The organism is Rhodococcus sp. MT28 (assembly GCF_058792695.1).
Window position 1 is genome coordinate 13,417 of sequence record NZ_JBXAFD010000013.1, and the last position, 14,679, is coordinate 28,095.

A 14,679-nucleotide genomic window follows, 5' to 3' on the forward strand; every position below is an offset into this window, starting at 1 on the left:
TGTTGTTCGGCCCAACTGGCGGGGTCGCCGCCGCGATTAGCGCCACGACGGTCAGCGCCGTACTAGCGTCGCTGCTGGTGCGGGCGCTTGGGCGCACGGCGGTTCAAGCGCGGATGACACACCCCCGGCGAAGACCATCGATGCCCGACTGGCCAGACGCGGGTGGCTTCGGCTTATCGCCCCGGCACCGTTCGCCCTGGTCAACTATTGCTCCGGACTCTCGGCTGTGCGCCCACTGCCCTACACTGCGGCTACGGTGGTGGGCACTCTGCCGGGCACCGTCCGCAGCAGTGTCGCTCGGTGACGCGTTGTCCGGCCAACCGAACCGTGCCCGGATGGTCGTGACGTTGGTATGCGTGGCGGTCAAAGCTGGCAGGCTTGCTGATAGACACCCGTCTGCCCGTATCGCCGGCCACACTCCGTAAGGGCGGTCGGCACAGATCGAGCAGCGCGAGCGGTCACTCCGTCGGGGCCGAGCCCGTCGGGGCCGCGCTGAAGGCCGACAGCAGCCCTGGGTCAGCTAGGACGAACCGCTCGAATCATGTTCTGAGCACCCGAATTCGATGGCCTTGAAGGTCAGAGTTGAAGGGTCCTTACGAATTTACGAGTCGCCTGATCGCGTCGGCGGCCTCCCTGATCTTGGCATCCGATTCCGGGCCGCCTGTTACAGCGGCATCGACGACGCAGTGACTGAGATGGTCTTCGAGCAATCCCATCGCCACCGCCTGCAGCGCTTTCGTCATCGCCGATATTTGCGTAAGAATATCGATGCAGTACTTTTCCTCCTCAACCATCCGCTGCAGCCCTCGTGACTGACCTTCGATGCGCTTGAGGCGCTTGAGAAATAAGTCTTTTGCACTGATGTACCCGTGGTTCACATCGTCGCGACGGCCTGGATCAACAGAATTAGTTGTACCCACGAGATTCTCCTCGTGCTCGCCGCCCGTAGTGGGCACCATTCAAAAGCGTGTCGCCGACGTGGTGGCGGCAATCGGTTGGCCTGCCCGTGCTGGTTCGATGTTCTGCCAGCCGGTTTCGTGCCGACGACGGACTCATCTTCCCGCGGACCTGATCGTGGATTCGTCGATAGTCAAATCATACCCCCCTGCCGTATCAGATGGGGAGGTTAGACGGCGAGCATTCCCCAAACACAGGAGGCAATTCACTGCGTGCTGCCCCACAGCTACTATGTCACTTAGTAGTTGCGGTGCCGGTCGACCGGAATTGTTGTCATCCATCGAGTACAGGACGAATCATTCAGATGCCCAATAGTCGTCGTGCGCGAGCGTCCCCACTCGTGGGAGTCGTCGGCGCCACTCTCATCGCCGTCCTTCTCGCGGCTTGTTCGACGCAGGTAAGCGACGACCAGGCTGGGCAGTCCGGCGCCCCCTCCATGCCAGGCGTGGAGTTCGCAACCGAACTTGATCATCTGCACGGGTTGCATGTCAACGCTGACGGCACCGTCCTGGCGGGTACGCATCGCGGACTGTTCGCTATCGGAGATTCGGGCGACACAGTGCAAGTGGGTGATTCCGACGACGATTTGATGGGGCTGGCGGGCGCGACTGGCAGCGACACGCTCTTTTCCTCAGGCCATCCGGGACCGTCCAGCAGCGCAGCCAACCCCCTTGGCCTACGCACCAGCAACGACGGTGGCCGAACCTGGACGGATGGCTCACTCGCGGGGAAAGTGGACTTTCATTCTCTGGCCACAGATGGCAATACGCTCGTCGGCTTCGACGGCGTCAGCGGAGTTAAATCGTCGAAGGATGAGGGAAGGTCGTGGGAATCAGGCGCCGCTCTGGAAGTCGCATCCCTCGCTCTCACCGACACCGGGACGTGGGCTGTCACCTCGTCAGGGCTGCAGTACAGCAGCAACGACGGGCGAACCTTCACAGACGCCACTGGAGCGCCGTCTCTGGTGCTGATCGCTGGAGCATCGGATGCATTGTGGGGGGTCGATCAAGATGGATTCGCATGGCGGAGCAGGGAAGGAAAGGACTGGGAGAAGCGCGCTAATGTCGGAGCTGTCGAAGCGTTGACTGCGGCGAGTTATGACAGCGCGTACGCGGCGACTTCTCAGTCACTGTATGCCCTGCACTGACCTGAACCATGTCGTTGTTCCTTCGATCGCTCCAGAGCATCACACTCATGCTCGTCGCGGGAGTCATTGCGTTTCTGGGAACTGGCATCGCAAACACACCCCACGCTGCTCATTACCGAACCTGGCTCGGAGACTGCCGTTTCCGAGCCTCCGCGAACCATCACCCTGATCTTCAACGAACAAGTCACCCCCCAGATCGATGCAATCAAAGTCCTGGACGATGCTGGCCGTGAGAGCCCGATGCGGCAGAGTCATCCAAGGGCGGCCCCGCAATCACTTCCCGGCTCTCGAAGGCTCCGTCGCCGGGCACCTACACCGTCCGGCGGCAAGTGATCGGCGCAGATGGTGACTTCGTCGAGGAAGACTTTCGGTTGCCGTCACGACCTACGGACTTCCCGTCAATTCTCGGCTGGGGTACAAGGAAAAATCAACAACGCCACGCGAATAAGCACCGACGGAATTTACCTTCACGAACTCGAAGACACAGTTTGGGCGCAGGGCAACACCAATGTTCTACACGGTTGCTTGAACCTCAGTCGCGCCGATGCACAATGGTTCTACGATTTTTCGCTCCCCAGAGATGTCGTGGAGATACGCAATACCGGCGGTGCCCCTCTCGAATTGTGGCAGAACGGCGACTGGAGTGTGCCGCGGGACCGATGGTCGGAAGGCAGCGCGTTGTGAGACTTGTCGTCGCCCTGTCGGAAAGCGATGTTGAATCGCTGACAGATTCTCCGCGCTCGACACTCTCTCGTAGCGTCGCTACGAAGGTGCTGGCAAGACCTTCGACACTTTCGAGCTGACAAGGGTTCTGCGGATCGTTGCTGGAGAGGTTGCCAGACACCGTAGCCGTATCTGGGCGGCAATGGGAAGCGGAACAGATAGTATTCAACAGGGGCTACTGAGCGCCGTCTCGGCAACCTCCAGCGTGCAGAGCCGACACCACGCCCCCATCGAGCGGTCCCAGATCACTGTGACTGTCGAATAGCAGACAGTCACTGGTGGGCGCCCGCACGAACCCGACGGAGGTTGCAGGTTTTGCTCTCACACGGTGCGGTGACGAATGTGGCTCTAGTAGGAGGAAAAAATGCAAGGTCTGGGAGAGCTCGAGGCACTAGTGATGGATGTGCTGTGGCGCTCCACCGAACCGGTTCGTGTTCGCGACGTCCTCGACGGCCTCGATGACGACCGTGAACCGGCGTACACCACGGTGATGACCGTCATGGACAATCTTCATCGCAAAGGTTGGGTGCATCGCAAGCGGAACGGCCGCGCGTACTGGTACGAAGCCACGCGAAGTCGCGAGGAAGCGGCAGCTGACGGGTTGCGCGCACTTCTCGAATCCACCGGGGACCCAACCGGGGTCCTGTTGCATTTTGTTCGCGGGACTTCCGACGTCGAATCGAAGATCCTGGCGCGTGGATTGCGTGAACGAGGAAAGAAGTGACAGCCGTCCTCGCGTGGGCGGTCGGTGGTCTTCTCGTTGCCGCGCTCTCCCCATTGTTCCTCGGATCGATGATGCGTCGCGGCGTTGATCCGCATGTCGTCCTCGTCTCGTGGGGGGCTCTGGTACTCGGAACTGTGGTGAGTATCAGCGTCCCGGTGATCTTGAGCCTTTTGCCCAGTCACGGAGGCGTCTCGTCGCTGATCGAATTCGCCCACAGCTGCTGGCTCGCTCTTCACGACGATGCTCCGGCCAGACTCGAGACCGCGGTGGGCGTACTCGGTGGGTCAGCGTTGGTCGTTGGGGCGGTACGAGCCACCGTCCATCTGTTCAACTTCTCCCGTACACGCCGCGAGCTACACCAGCAACACCTCGGGTTGCTGCGCATTCTGGGGGGTGCGCGGCCCTCATCACTGCTCTGGCTCCCGGTTTCTGCGCCCTTCGCCTACAGTATCGCTGGTCGCCCCGCACTTGTAGTTGCCAGCGATGGATTGAGAGATCAACTCGACACCGAGGCTCTGGCTGCAGTACTCGCGCATGAACGAGCACACATCACCGGACGCCATCATCTACTCGTCAGCGCAGCTCAAACGCTCGCCTACGCGTTCCCGTGGCTTCCGATCATGCGATCTTCGCCCCCATTGGTCCGTGCGTTAGTAGAAATCGAAGCCGACTCCCGAGCCGTTCGTCAGCATGGGCGCGAATCCGTGCACCGCGCCCTCCGCAGCATGACGCCCCACGACGTGCCCGTGGCGGCTCTGGGAATAGCGCAGGATTGCCTGGCGTTGCGACTTGATCGTTTGTCCTCCCCTCGCACCCACCACGCGACGCCCATTCGCTACCTCCGCACCCTTGCTGCCTGCGGAACGGCGATCGTCCTACCTGCGGCGCCCCTTCTGGCACTGCTGGGTGCGATGGCGATGGCTTCATGCGCAGCAGGAGCATGAACACAGTGCAAAACGGGGCAAGGACAGAGGCCGGCTCGCAGCGCCGGTGATTGAGGTCGGTTCAACCCCCTCCTCGAACTGAACCGGCCTCATCCACCGAACGCTGCACCGATCAATGTGACCCGATCCCTCGCGAAACTTGATTCGAGACCATCCCAATTTCCGCGAGACCCACTCCTGCGCACGCGGCAGCAGCCGAAAGCGCAAAGGGTTACTAATGGTCCCGATCACAACGCACCCAGCAGAAACGTCGCGACGATGATAATTCCGCATGCCGCGCTGGTCAGAAGCCGCCCGCGCCGAGTATGGGGATCCGCGCGGTAGGGGAACAACAGTTGACGGACCCACGTGTAGATAGCTGCAGCGACGACGAATACTGCTCCGTCATAGGGCTTTTCGGTACCGTAGAGGACCAAACCCAGCGCCGCGAGGCCAATGAGCAAACCTGCGAACGCTTCGATCAGTTGCACGGGGATTCGGCGCACCGCGAGAGTCCGGTCCGACGCCCACATTCCCCATCTCGACATGGTAGGTCGACCCGAACAGCATCCTGTCAAAAAACATCCCGGGCGCCCAATCGCAATACCGAGAAACAACCCTGGTGTTGTCACATCCAGCAACAAACCGACACCCAGACCGAAAGCTGCTCCACCGAGCACCAATACCGCGAGCGACACCACCAAAAATCCTTGTATGCATGCGCCGGCAGTGACGAATTTTCGAAGGCTCTGGCGGTGGAGTACCAAGTACCAGAGCTTCGCACCCACGTAGCCGAGAAGGCAGCCGAGGATCGAAATGAGAACTGCCGCGGTGGCGTTCTCGTTCATACGGGTCAAGAGCAGCGCCTGCATGACGATGGCGAACACTGCACCCAAACCGACTAACAGCGGCCACGTCCAGAGTCGCACGCCGGGCCCGTGCACCAATGGCGCTGGGGTAGTCCAGGCCGTCGCGGTCTGCGGAACTGCAATGTCGAACCGTCCGGTGGTTTCATCCGGAGTTTCGATGCGCTCTGCACTGACAGCCCAACTACCAGAGGAGATTCCGCGGATTCTCGCGGTCACCGCGAACCGACCACCCGCTGGAACACCTTTGACGTGGGTGACTCTCTCGAAGTGTTCCTGTTCACCGCCCGGATTGTCGCGAGCTCCCCGGAACAGAATCGACAGATCGGAAGTGACCTCGGGTGATTCCCCCCAGTACGTTGCTGCAAGCCCCTGTGGTTCTATCTGCGTGAAGGCTTCCGCGCACCCACCGCCAGGCCCAGCGAGCTCCGGTGCAGCGGTCGCCCCTCCGGCGCTCGGTGGCCGGGCAATGCGTTCGATGCCCGACGGCATGGTGGGCATCGACTCGCCGATGCCCTGCGCCGGCGCTGCTTCAGCCAAGGCACTGGCTGGTGTCGGCACTGCTTTACTCAGATACGCCGCCGCGGCCGCCGCGGCCAGTTCTTCCACTGCACTACCGACTGGACTAGGCCTGCTACTGGGCGTTGCGCCGCCATCGTCGTGCGGCCGTGAAGTGGCGTTCAGGTTCGATGACGTGGCACGTCGGGCTCGACTCGGTGTCGCAGACCGCTGTTTCGCACGGGTTTTGGTTGATTTTTTGCTCACCGTCGCCCCAATCTCTCGGCGGGCGCGGATGCCGACCGAACTACTAAGGTCAATAGTAGATGAACTACGAACCTGGATAGTAGGTCGAGGCCGAGCGTGAACGTGCCGGTGAGCACTGCGCCGCCAGACGAAACGCGTCGGGTCGAGTCAACGGATACTGAAATCCTCTGTGTCGCTACGATCTTGCGCACAGTCGAGAAGACTCCCGGAAATGACACCGACCGTCAACCGGCAATCACGCGGACGGTGTAGTAGTTTGCGAGACTGGGTACGCGCCTTGTCCACCACGTTTCCGAAGCCCGTCGCTGTTCATCTGGTTCGGCTTCGGCAGACTCGGCGGCCGATGCAGGACTGGGCGTAGGGATCGCAAATACGTTGCAGCAAGGGTGTGCAAAGTATCGAATCGAACAATCACATCTAAGGGATCTGCAAAATGGAAGCTGACACGATGCGCAATCACCGCCTGGTGGATTTGCCGACCAAAGGCACGGTGTTCGAAACCTCCAGGCCAGTGCGGACGGGAGATATCGACGTCTCAGGCACGCTGCGACTCGATGGCGTGGCACGTCATCTGCAAGACATCGGTTTCGACGATCTCGATGCGAGCGGAGCAGCGGCCGCCCACCCGGCGTGGGTCGTGCGCCGCACTGTCATCGATGTCATCCGTCCGGTCAGCTGGCCGGCTCGTGTGCGCATGCGCAGATGGTGTTCGGGGTTGTCGAGCAGGTGGTGCACGATGCGTGTTCGCATCGAATCTGACTGCGGCGGCCTGATCGAGACCGAAGGATTCTGGATAAATCTCAATCCGGTCAACGGGATGCCTTCCAGGATCGAAGAGAGCTTCATGGCCGGACTCGGTTCCACCACCAACGATCACCGATTGAAGTGGAAACCATGGCTCACCGTTCATCCGGACGATGGGAAGGAAACAATGTTCGCCTTACGATCGAGCGATATCGATCCGTTCCACCACGTCAACAACGCCACCTATTGGCAGCCTGTCGAAGACCTGATACAAGATTGGGCCGGATCTCGAAATCCGTTCCCCTACCGGGCGATTCTCGAATACCGCACGCCCATCACCGCGGGAAACGATGTGACCGTGCGGTACCACAGTTCAGATGAGAGCTTGAGCAGTTGGTTCCTGGTCTCCGATTCGGTGTGCGCGAGCGCCTACGTTACAGCGATCCAAATGTAAGTCCCCGCGCCGGTTCGCCTCACGGAGTCCTTGACCAGGTATGCCGGTAACGGTGGGGTCAGCGGGCGTTCCCGGAGCGAATCGATTTACCTCCAATCTCTCGCCATGTCACTCGTCGACAGTTTCCCGGTAGGCGATGTGGCGCTATTTCGGACAATGCACTGGCAACGCGATAACGAAGGTGGTGCCTTGCCCGGCTCCGTCACTCGCGGCGGTGATCTGTCCACCGTGTGCTTCGACGAGTGCTTTCGCGATGGACAGTCCGATCCCTGCCCCTCCGTGAGCACGATCGCGTGCTGCGTCGGCGCGATAGAAACGCTCGAACAGATAGGGGAGGTGCTCGGCGGCGACTCCATCGCCTTCGTCGGTGAGTGTGAGGATGAACCGATCCCCTTTCACCCGTCCCCGCACCTTCACTGTGCTCTGTGATCGACTGTGGCGCAGTGCGTTGTCGAGTAAATTGCTCAACACCTGCCCTATACGCTCTGGGTCCAGCCACACGGGTGGAAGATTTCCGGGGACGTCCACGCTGAGAATCACTGCTTTCGTGTCGTATCGTTCTTCGTGCGCTGCTACCGCTGACCTCATCAGCACCTCAGGTCTGGTCCAGGTCGGTTCGATTGCAGCTCGATTCGTCTCGGCATCGGACAGTGCCGAGACATCGCCGGAAAACCGTGCCAGACGTCGGGTCTGATCTCGGAGCATCGCAATGGTGTGATCATCGAGAGCTTCCACTCCGTCTTCGAGAGCTTCCATGAATGCTTCGAGAACAGCTACCGGCGTCCGGATCTCGTGCGCGAGATCTGCCAGCAACCGTCGACGCATCGACTCGGCAGACTCGAGACGGACCGCCATTTCGTTGAAGGCAGTCGCAAGTGCGTCGAAGTCGTCACCGAGGTGAGGCGGCGGGACCCTGGCCGCGTAGTTTCCCGCCGAGACTGCCGTGGCGGCAGTTGCCACCGCAGTCACCGATCGCTGCAGCCGACGACTGAGATACCAGGTCACAGCCAGCGCACACAACGCAGCTGCGCCGATCGCCATGGATAACGAGATCGCGGTTGCCGAGCGATATGCCTGTTCGGCGTGCATTTGCTCCTCAGACATGGGAGGCACGCCCGCGCGACGCAGATGCTCGCGGAACAAACTCGGACCGACAGTGACGGCAACGACCCATGAGGTGGCCGCTCCTGCCACCACAACGAGCGTTTGGGCCATCAGCAAACGCACTCCGACGCCGAGTCCTCGGCGGGTACGCGCCTGATGAGACGAAAGTTCTTCTAGGGTAGTCATTTTCCGGAACCCATTCGGTACCCGATGCCGCGCACGGTATTGACGTACGAGGGCGAGGCGGGATCATCGCCGAGTTTGCGGCGCAGATGACCGATATGAACATCGACCAGATGATCATTCCCTGTCCACGCAGGGCCCCATACCGCTTCGATCAGTTGCCGACGGCTGAATGCCATGCCCGGCCGAGCAGCTAGTGCCGCCAACACGTCGAACTCCGTCCGAGTCAGCAGAACCGGTTTCTCGTCGACCCACACCTCTCGCCCGGCAACGTCGATCCTGAGCACCCCGAACGTCATCGGCGGACTCTCTTCCCCTCGGGTTACCGCTCCCGCGGTTGTACTGTGCGCGGCTCCGCTGCGGGGTCTACGCATCATCGCGCGGATCCTCGCTACCAACTCTCGGGGGCTGAACGGCTTGCTCATGTAATCGTCTGCACCGACAGAAAGCCCGACGATGGTGTCCACTTCCTCGCTGCGAGCAGTCAGCATCACCACGTATGCATCCGAAAACGTACGAAGTTCCCGGCACACCTCGATACCGTCGATACCGGGGAGCCCGAGATCGAGAACCACCACATCAGGATCGACCTCACGTGCAAGGGCGAGAGCGTCGAAACCGTTGTAGGCCACACTCACCTCGAATGACTCTCGTTCGAGGTAACTCGAGATGATCGAGGCCAGTGGGCGTTCGTCATCGACGACCAGTGCCCGAAAACCTGCGTAACCGTCGGTTGACCGTGTTGACGTACTGTCCATGCAACCATCGTGGACTCCTCAGCCGCCGCTGCGCACGCGATACACGGTATGCGGTCACCTCTTCAGCGAATCTTCATAGAAAGCACACCAATCCCAGAGGGTTCGGCGAGCACTATCGAAGGTGAGGAGAGTGAACGGACATGATGTGGTGGAGCGAGAATTCGGGTTATGGAATGGGTTGGGTCAGCTGGATTCTGATGGCGCTGGCGATGATCGCATTTTGGGGATTGGTCATTGCGGCCCTACTTGCATTGTTTCGTCCCAGACGCAGTGACCGCAGCGAACTCCGTGGTACGAATGCGCAGCACCTGTTGGATGAGCGCTACGCCCGCGGCGAGATCGACGATGACGAGTATCGCTCCCGCAGAGAAGCTTTGGATCGATCCTCTCATCGACACGAGAGTCGTTGACTCTGGGACGCCCGCCCCGGGCCCGGTGGCGTATCAGTTCCGCTTCTCCACAACGACTAGACAAGGACAATCACAATCATGGCTATTGCGCCGTCCACAGGATCGGCTTTCAGTCGACGTACGTTTCTCGCCGCCACGGCGGCGGGGGCGGGAGGCCTGGCGTTGACCGCATGCACCACCAGCGGATCGTCCAACCCGACCCCCCCGCCGTTCGACAAAAATGCCATCACGACCGCTGAGGCAGCGCGCCCGCATACCGGTCGCACCGTGGACTACACGCTCAATCCGCAGGGCGCCGATATCGATCTCGGCGGCATCAAGGTGCGCACCCTGGCATACGGCGACAGTATTCCCGGTCCCTTGATTCGCGCGAATGTCGGTGACGAGCTCGCAATCACCGTCAACAACAGACTCGATCATCAGACATCGGTGCATTGGCACGGCATCGCGCTTCGCAACGACATGGACGGCGCCATGCCGGCAAGCCCGAACATCGAATCGGGGCAGAACTTCACATACCGTTTCTCCGTACCTCATTCGGGAACGTACTGGGCTCACCCCCATGTCGGTCTCGACACCGACTACGGCCTCTACCTCCCCATCATCGTCGACGACCCCCGCGAGCCCGCCGACTACGACGCCGAATGGATCGTCGTTCTCGACGACTGGACGGATGGAATCGGCACGAGCCCGCAACAGATCCTCTCCGACCTCCAGTCCGGAAACGGCATGGGTTCGATGGGCGGATCCGGAATGGGCAACATGCCCGGCATGGGTGGCATGAACCACGGGTCGAACGAAACCACGCCGCCCCCCACCTCGGGTGGCCCGAGCTCAGCAGCATCCAGCGCTCTGCTCGGCGGGGACGCGGGTGACGTCAGCTACCCCTACTATCTGATCAACGGGCGGATAGCTTCCGCACCGACAACATTCTCGGCCGCTCCCGGTCAGCGTGTGCGAATTCGCATCATCAACGCGGGTGCGGATACCGCTTTTCGAGTCGCCCTTGCCGATCACGTGATGTCCGTGACCCATACGGACGGCTTTCCGGTCGTACCCACAGAAGTCGATGCGCTTCTCCTCGGCATGGGTGAGCGCTACGACGTGATCGTCACGGTCAAGGACGGTGTATTCCCGCTCATCGCCGCGGCCGAGGGTAAGAACGCTCAGGCTCGGGCGCTGCTGCGTACAGGCTCGGGCGCTGCGCCCGACGCGTCGTTCCTCCCTCGGGAATTGGCAGGTCGAGTGGGCACGGTCGAGACGTTCACTGCAGCCGAAAGTGTCGTTCTGCCGCGAAGCGATGGCACCGGTGTCGATCTCGTGGCAGACCTCGGGGGAGACATGATGAGCTACCAATGGACAATCAACGGTCGGAACTACGACCAAACCGAACCTCTGACCGTCAAAGAAGGGGACCGCGCCCGGCTCACGTTCACCAACATGACGATGATGTGGCATCCCATGCATCTGCACGGGCATACCTTCCAAGTGGTCAAAGGTGACGGCGGTGTCGGACCTCGCAAGGACACAGTCATCGTTCGTCCGATGGAATCTGTCGCTGTCGATCTCATCGCCGACAACCCGGGCGACTGGATGCTCCACTGCCACAACGGATATCACCAGGAGTCGGGTATGATGACTCGCTTGGACTACATCGTCTGACACGTGGAGACGTCCGAACACACGATCGAACCAGCACGGGAGGCGCGACCTGATTGGGCCGGCATCTCATTCGATGCCTCTTCCTGCCTCGTTCGGCGAGGTGAGACTGCGCCGCCCCGGCATCGGGTCAGCGTCCCGGAATCCCCGGCCTCTGCCTCTGCGCTGGACTGGGATCGAAATCCCGCGAACAGCGCAACTGCCCATGGCTCCGGTGCACACCTGCCGGCACTCCACGGGGCGCTCGAAATTCGACGTTCTCTGCGCGGGCGAATACACGAGGGAGAATCCGACCAAATGTCCGACGGAAGTAGTCGAGGCGCAGCCTTGACTCACCTTCTCCGAACGCGAGTATAGTAGAAACTGGTACCCCCCTGGGGTACCAGACAGGAAGGGAATCATGAGCGGTCAGACCCACTCGCAGCCGAATCTACTCGACAAGACGCAACGCGGCTGTGGATGCAACTCGACGAAGAAATCACCCACCACATCCGCGCCCACCACTACGGAGGACATCATGTCTGCAACCAACAACACCTTCGCGGTCACCGGTCTCACCTGCGGGCATTGCGTCGGCGCCGTCACGGACGAGCTGCGCGCCCTCCCCGGAGTGAGCGAGGTGGATATCGATCTCGTCGCCGGAGGAGTCTCCACCGTGACCGTTACAGCTTCAGCGCCGCTGACCGAGGAACAAGTAGCTGCCGCTCTCGACGACGCCGGCAACTATCATCTCGCGAACATCTGACCAGGCGTCCACACCGCCAGCGTAGGCAGGTCAGGAGAGGTACATCTGATGAGCACCCTGGACAACACGACCGTCGCTGCCGAGTCCGCACACAGTGTCGAACTGGCCATCGGCGGCATGACCTGCGCCTCCTGCGCCGCGCGAATCGAAAAGAAGCTCAACAAGATCGACGGCGTCACCGCGACAGTGAACTACGCGACCGAAAAGGCGAAGGTCGATTTCACGGGTGCGGTAGCACCTGAAGACTTGATCTCCACCGTAGAGGCAACGGGATACACCGCCACCTTGCCTGCCCCCAAGGGCTCGTCCGGGGAGGTCGGCACTACCGACGGGGTGAACACTCGGACCCAGGACGAGGCTTCGCAACTGCGGACCCGGCTGCTCGTCTCGCTCGCATTGACTGTGCCGGTGGTCGCATTGTCGATGATCCCGCCATTGCAGTTCACGAACTGGCAGTGGCTGGCCTTGACGCTTGCCTCCCCCGTCGTCGTCTGGGGCGCACTCCCCTTCCACCGGGCTGCACTGACGAATGCTCGACACGGCGCGGCAACGATGGACACTCTGATCTCGGTGGGGGTGTCGGCGGCCTATCTGTGGTCACTGTGGGCGTTGTTCTTCGGTCACGCCGGAATGGCCGGCATGAAGATGGAGTTCAGTCTGTTCCCACAGCAGGAGGGCGGAGCGGACCACATCTATCTGGAAGTCGCTGCTGCGGTCACCGTCTTCATACTCGCGGGGCGATATTTCGAAGCCCGCGCCAAGAAGCAGTCGGGTGCAGCCCTACGCGCACTGATGGACATGGGAGCCAAAGACGTAGCGGTGTTGAGGGAACGCACCGAGATCCGAATTCCCACCGAACAATTGGTGGTCGGTGACATCTTCGTCGTCCGCCCCGGCGAAAAGATCGCGACCGACGGCATCGTCACCGACGGCGCATCTGCGGTGGACGCCTCCATGCTGACCGGCGAATCCGTGCCAGTGGAAGTGCGCCCTGGCGACGCCGTTGTCGGCGCCACCGTCAACGCTGGAGGGCGACTCCTCGTTCGAGCAACTCGTATCGGCGCCGACACTCAGCTCGCTCAGATGGCACGACTGGTCGAAGATGCACAGAACGGCAAGGCTCAGGTCCAACGTCTCGCCGACCGCATCTCCGGAATCTTCGTCCCGGTCGTCATCGTTCTCTCACTGATGACGTTGGGTGCGTGGCTCTTGACCGGTCACTCGATGGTGGCGGCGTTCACCGCCGCCGTTGCCGTGCTGATCATCGCGTGCCCCTGCGCATTGGGGTTGGCCACACCGACGGCTCTGATGGTCGGAACGGGCCGCGGCGCCCAGTTGGGGATTCTCATCAAAGGCCCCCAGGTTCTCGAATCCACCCGTCAGGTCGACACCATCGTGCTCGACAAGACCGGGACCGTCACCACCGGGCGCATGAGTGTCGATTCGACAGTGACCGCAGATGGCGAGAATATCGACGAATTGCTTTTTGTCGCAGGAGCGTTGGAGGACGGCTCCGAACACCCGATCGCCCGGGCCATCACTCTCGCAGCTCGAGCTGACGGCCGATCGTTGCCGAGAATCGAAGGTTTCTCCAACCACGACGGCCGAGGCGTCTCCGGTGTCGTAGACGGCCGAGCCGTTGCTATAGGTCGGCGAACCTGGTTGGAGCAGGACTGGTCTCTCGTCGCACCCGAGAATCTGGAGGTGGCCGCACACGCCGCGGAAGCCGACGGAAAATCCCCGGTGTGGGTTGCGTGGGACGGTTCGATCCGCGGAATCGTGGTCGTGTCGGACACTGTCAAGGACACCTCGAAAGAGGCCATCACTGCATTCCGAACCTTGGGACTACGTCCCATCCTGCTGACCGGCGACAATGCTCGCGCCGCCGTCGCCGTCGCAAAACAAGTGGGGATCGAAGCCGCCGATGTCATCGCCGAAGTCTTGCCCGCGGACAAAGTCAACGCCGTCAAAGACCTCCAAAGCCGTGGGTACACAGTCGCTATGGTCGGTGACGGCGTCAACGACGCCGCTGCTCTGGCACAAGCAGACTTAGGTCTGGCCATGGGCACCGGCAGCGATGTCGCCATCGAAGCCTCCGATCTCACCCTTGTCCGAGGCGACCTGCGCTCCGCCGCAGATGCGATCCGTCTGTCGCGATCGACGTTGAAAACCATCAAAGGGAACCTTTTCTGGGCCTTCGCCTACAACGTGGCGGCGTTGCCTCTGGCGGCGCTGGGGTTGTTGAACCCGCTGATCGCCGGCGCCGCCATGGCTTTCAGCTCCATCTTCGTCGTCACGAACAGTTTGCGCCTACGACGATTCACCAGTCATGCCACAAACTCCGATCACTGACTTGGTCCCGAATTCGATTGCCCCGGTAATTGCCGTCTGCCCTGAACTCTTCGGATGCGAGGCGCGGCGAGGTCCCACTACACCCGCAACGAATCCAAAGGTTTCACTCCACGACGACCACCATCGCGGACGAGGGCAGTCGTCGACTGCGGGGGACACCATGGT

The 14,679-nt window shown here is 61.3% G+C and carries 13 protein-coding genes and 1 pseudogene; 10 read left to right on the plus strand and 4 right to left on the minus strand.

The features are described 5' to 3' along the window. Positions 1 to 593 precede the first annotated feature (593 nt). Positions 594 to 920: a metal-sensitive transcriptional regulator gene (locus tag AC1Q6C_RS29120; RefSeq protein WP_064113389.1), complete on the minus strand. Its 327-nt coding sequence runs from the start codon at positions 918 to 920 to the stop codon at positions 594 to 596. Positions 921 to 1,261: 341 nt separating this feature from the next. Here AC1Q6C_RS29120 and AC1Q6C_RS29125 point away from each other — a divergent pair, with 341 nt between their 5' ends. From AC1Q6C_RS29125 to AC1Q6C_RS29145, 5 genes and pseudogenes are all read left to right on the plus strand, one after another. Further along, entirely contained in the window at positions 1,262 to 2,104 is an 843-nt protein-coding gene (locus AC1Q6C_RS29125) for a F510_1955 family glycosylhydrolase (RefSeq protein WP_064113380.1), read from the plus strand. 66 nt (positions 2,105 to 2,170) lie between these two features. After that, complete coding sequence (locus AC1Q6C_RS29130; RefSeq protein WP_082900906.1) at positions 2,171 to 2,437, plus strand: copper resistance protein CopC; 267 nt, start codon at positions 2,171 to 2,173, stop codon at positions 2,435 to 2,437. 46 nt (positions 2,438 to 2,483) lie between these two features. Further along, positions 2,484 to 2,788: pseudogene (locus tag AC1Q6C_RS29135) on the plus strand (L,D-transpeptidase family protein); the annotation flags it as partial. A 403-nt stretch (positions 2,789 to 3,191) separates the two neighbouring features. Next, complete coding sequence (locus tag AC1Q6C_RS29140; RefSeq protein ID WP_064113377.1) at positions 3,192 to 3,551, plus strand: BlaI/MecI/CopY family transcriptional regulator; 360 nt, start codon at positions 3,192 to 3,194, stop codon at positions 3,549 to 3,551. Next, positions 3,548 to 4,495 (plus strand): M56 family metallopeptidase, encoded by a 948-nt coding sequence (locus AC1Q6C_RS29145; protein WP_082900905.1) that lies wholly within the window; start codon positions 3,548 to 3,550, stop codon positions 4,493 to 4,495. Before AC1Q6C_RS29140 ends, AC1Q6C_RS29145 begins: the two co-directional genes overlap by 4 nt. A gap of 227 nt (positions 4,496 to 4,722) precedes the next feature. On the opposite strand, the gene AC1Q6C_RS29150 is transcribed toward AC1Q6C_RS29145, so the two are convergent. Continuing rightward, the gene (locus AC1Q6C_RS29150) at positions 4,723 to 5,949 is read right to left on the minus strand and encodes a prolipoprotein diacylglyceryl transferase family protein (RefSeq protein ID WP_307807305.1); all 1,227 of its coding nucleotides are present in this window, start codon (positions 5,947 to 5,949) and stop codon (positions 4,723 to 4,725) included. 589 nt (positions 5,950 to 6,538) lie between these two features. Between AC1Q6C_RS29150 and AC1Q6C_RS29155 the strand changes: the two genes are divergently transcribed. Then, positions 6,539 to 7,303: an acyl-[acyl-carrier-protein] thioesterase gene (locus tag AC1Q6C_RS29155; RefSeq protein ID WP_209923233.1), complete on the plus strand. Its 765-nt coding sequence runs from the start codon at positions 6,539 to 6,541 to the stop codon at positions 7,301 to 7,303. Positions 7,304 to 7,447: 144 nt separating this feature from the next. On the opposite strand, the gene AC1Q6C_RS29160 is transcribed toward AC1Q6C_RS29155, so the two are convergent. Next, positions 7,448 to 8,593: a sensor histidine kinase gene (locus tag AC1Q6C_RS29160; RefSeq protein ID WP_064113374.1), complete on the minus strand. Its 1,146-nt coding sequence runs from the start codon at positions 8,591 to 8,593 to the stop codon at positions 7,448 to 7,450. Next, positions 8,590 to 9,348 (minus strand): response regulator, encoded by a 759-nt coding sequence (locus AC1Q6C_RS29165; protein WP_064113373.1) that lies wholly within the window; start codon positions 9,346 to 9,348, stop codon positions 8,590 to 8,592. Before AC1Q6C_RS29165 ends, AC1Q6C_RS29160 begins: the two co-directional genes overlap by 4 nt. A 140-nt stretch (positions 9,349 to 9,488) precedes the next feature. On the opposite strand from AC1Q6C_RS29165, the gene AC1Q6C_RS29170 reads away from it, so the two are divergent. From AC1Q6C_RS29170 to AC1Q6C_RS29185, 4 genes are all read left to right on the plus strand, one after another. Continuing rightward, positions 9,489 to 9,758 carry an SHOCT domain-containing protein gene (locus AC1Q6C_RS29170; RefSeq protein WP_064113372.1) on the plus strand — a complete coding sequence of 90 codons (270 nt, stop codon included), beginning with the start codon at positions 9,489 to 9,491 and terminating at the stop codon, positions 9,756 to 9,758. Between the two features lie 78 nt (positions 9,759 to 9,836). Next, positions 9,837 to 11,420 (plus strand): multicopper oxidase family protein, encoded by a 1,584-nt coding sequence (locus tag AC1Q6C_RS29175; RefSeq protein ID WP_209923236.1) that lies wholly within the window; start codon positions 9,837 to 9,839, stop codon positions 11,418 to 11,420. A 397-nt stretch (positions 11,421 to 11,817) separates the two neighbouring features. Then, on the plus strand, positions 11,818 to 12,162 hold the full coding sequence (locus AC1Q6C_RS29180) for a heavy-metal-associated domain-containing protein (RefSeq protein WP_231915845.1): 345 nt from the start codon (positions 11,818 to 11,820) through the stop codon (positions 12,160 to 12,162). 48 nt (positions 12,163 to 12,210) lie between these two features. Then, positions 12,211 to 14,514: a heavy metal translocating P-type ATPase gene (locus AC1Q6C_RS29185; protein ID WP_182262739.1), complete on the plus strand. Its 2,304-nt coding sequence runs from the start codon at positions 12,211 to 12,213 to the stop codon at positions 14,512 to 14,514. Positions 14,515 to 14,679: the final 165 nt, after the last annotated feature.

What these genes read in the sequence shown, in the direction of transcription:
- AC1Q6C_RS29165 (WP_064113373.1), bottom strand. Translation starts at nt 9,348, where the DNA reads ATGGACAGTACGTCAACACGGTCAACCGACGGTTACGCAGGTTTTCGG.
- AC1Q6C_RS29175 (WP_209923236.1), top strand. Translation starts at nt 9,837, where the DNA reads ATGGCTATTGCGCCGTCCACAGGATCGGCTTTCAGTCGACGTACGTTT.
- AC1Q6C_RS29170 (WP_064113372.1), top strand. Translation starts at nt 9,489, where the DNA reads ATGATGTGGTGGAGCGAGAATTCGGGTTATGGAATGGGTTGGGTCAGC.
- AC1Q6C_RS29125 (WP_064113380.1), top strand. Translation starts at nt 1,262, where the DNA reads ATGCCCAATAGTCGTCGTGCGCGAGCGTCCCCACTCGTGGGAGTCGTC.
- AC1Q6C_RS29155 (WP_209923233.1), top strand. Translation starts at nt 6,539, where the DNA reads ATGGAAGCTGACACGATGCGCAATCACCGCCTGGTGGATTTGCCGACC.
- AC1Q6C_RS29160 (WP_064113374.1), bottom strand. Translation starts at nt 8,593, where the DNA reads ATGACTACCCTAGAAGAACTTTCGTCTCATCAGGCGCGTACCCGCCGA.
- AC1Q6C_RS29140 (WP_064113377.1), top strand. Translation starts at nt 3,192, where the DNA reads ATGCAAGGTCTGGGAGAGCTCGAGGCACTAGTGATGGATGTGCTGTGG.
- AC1Q6C_RS29185 (WP_182262739.1), top strand. Translation starts at nt 12,211, where the DNA reads ATGAGCACCCTGGACAACACGACCGTCGCTGCCGAGTCCGCACACAGT.
- AC1Q6C_RS29180 (WP_231915845.1), top strand. Translation starts at nt 11,818, where the DNA reads ATGAGCGGTCAGACCCACTCGCAGCCGAATCTACTCGACAAGACGCAA.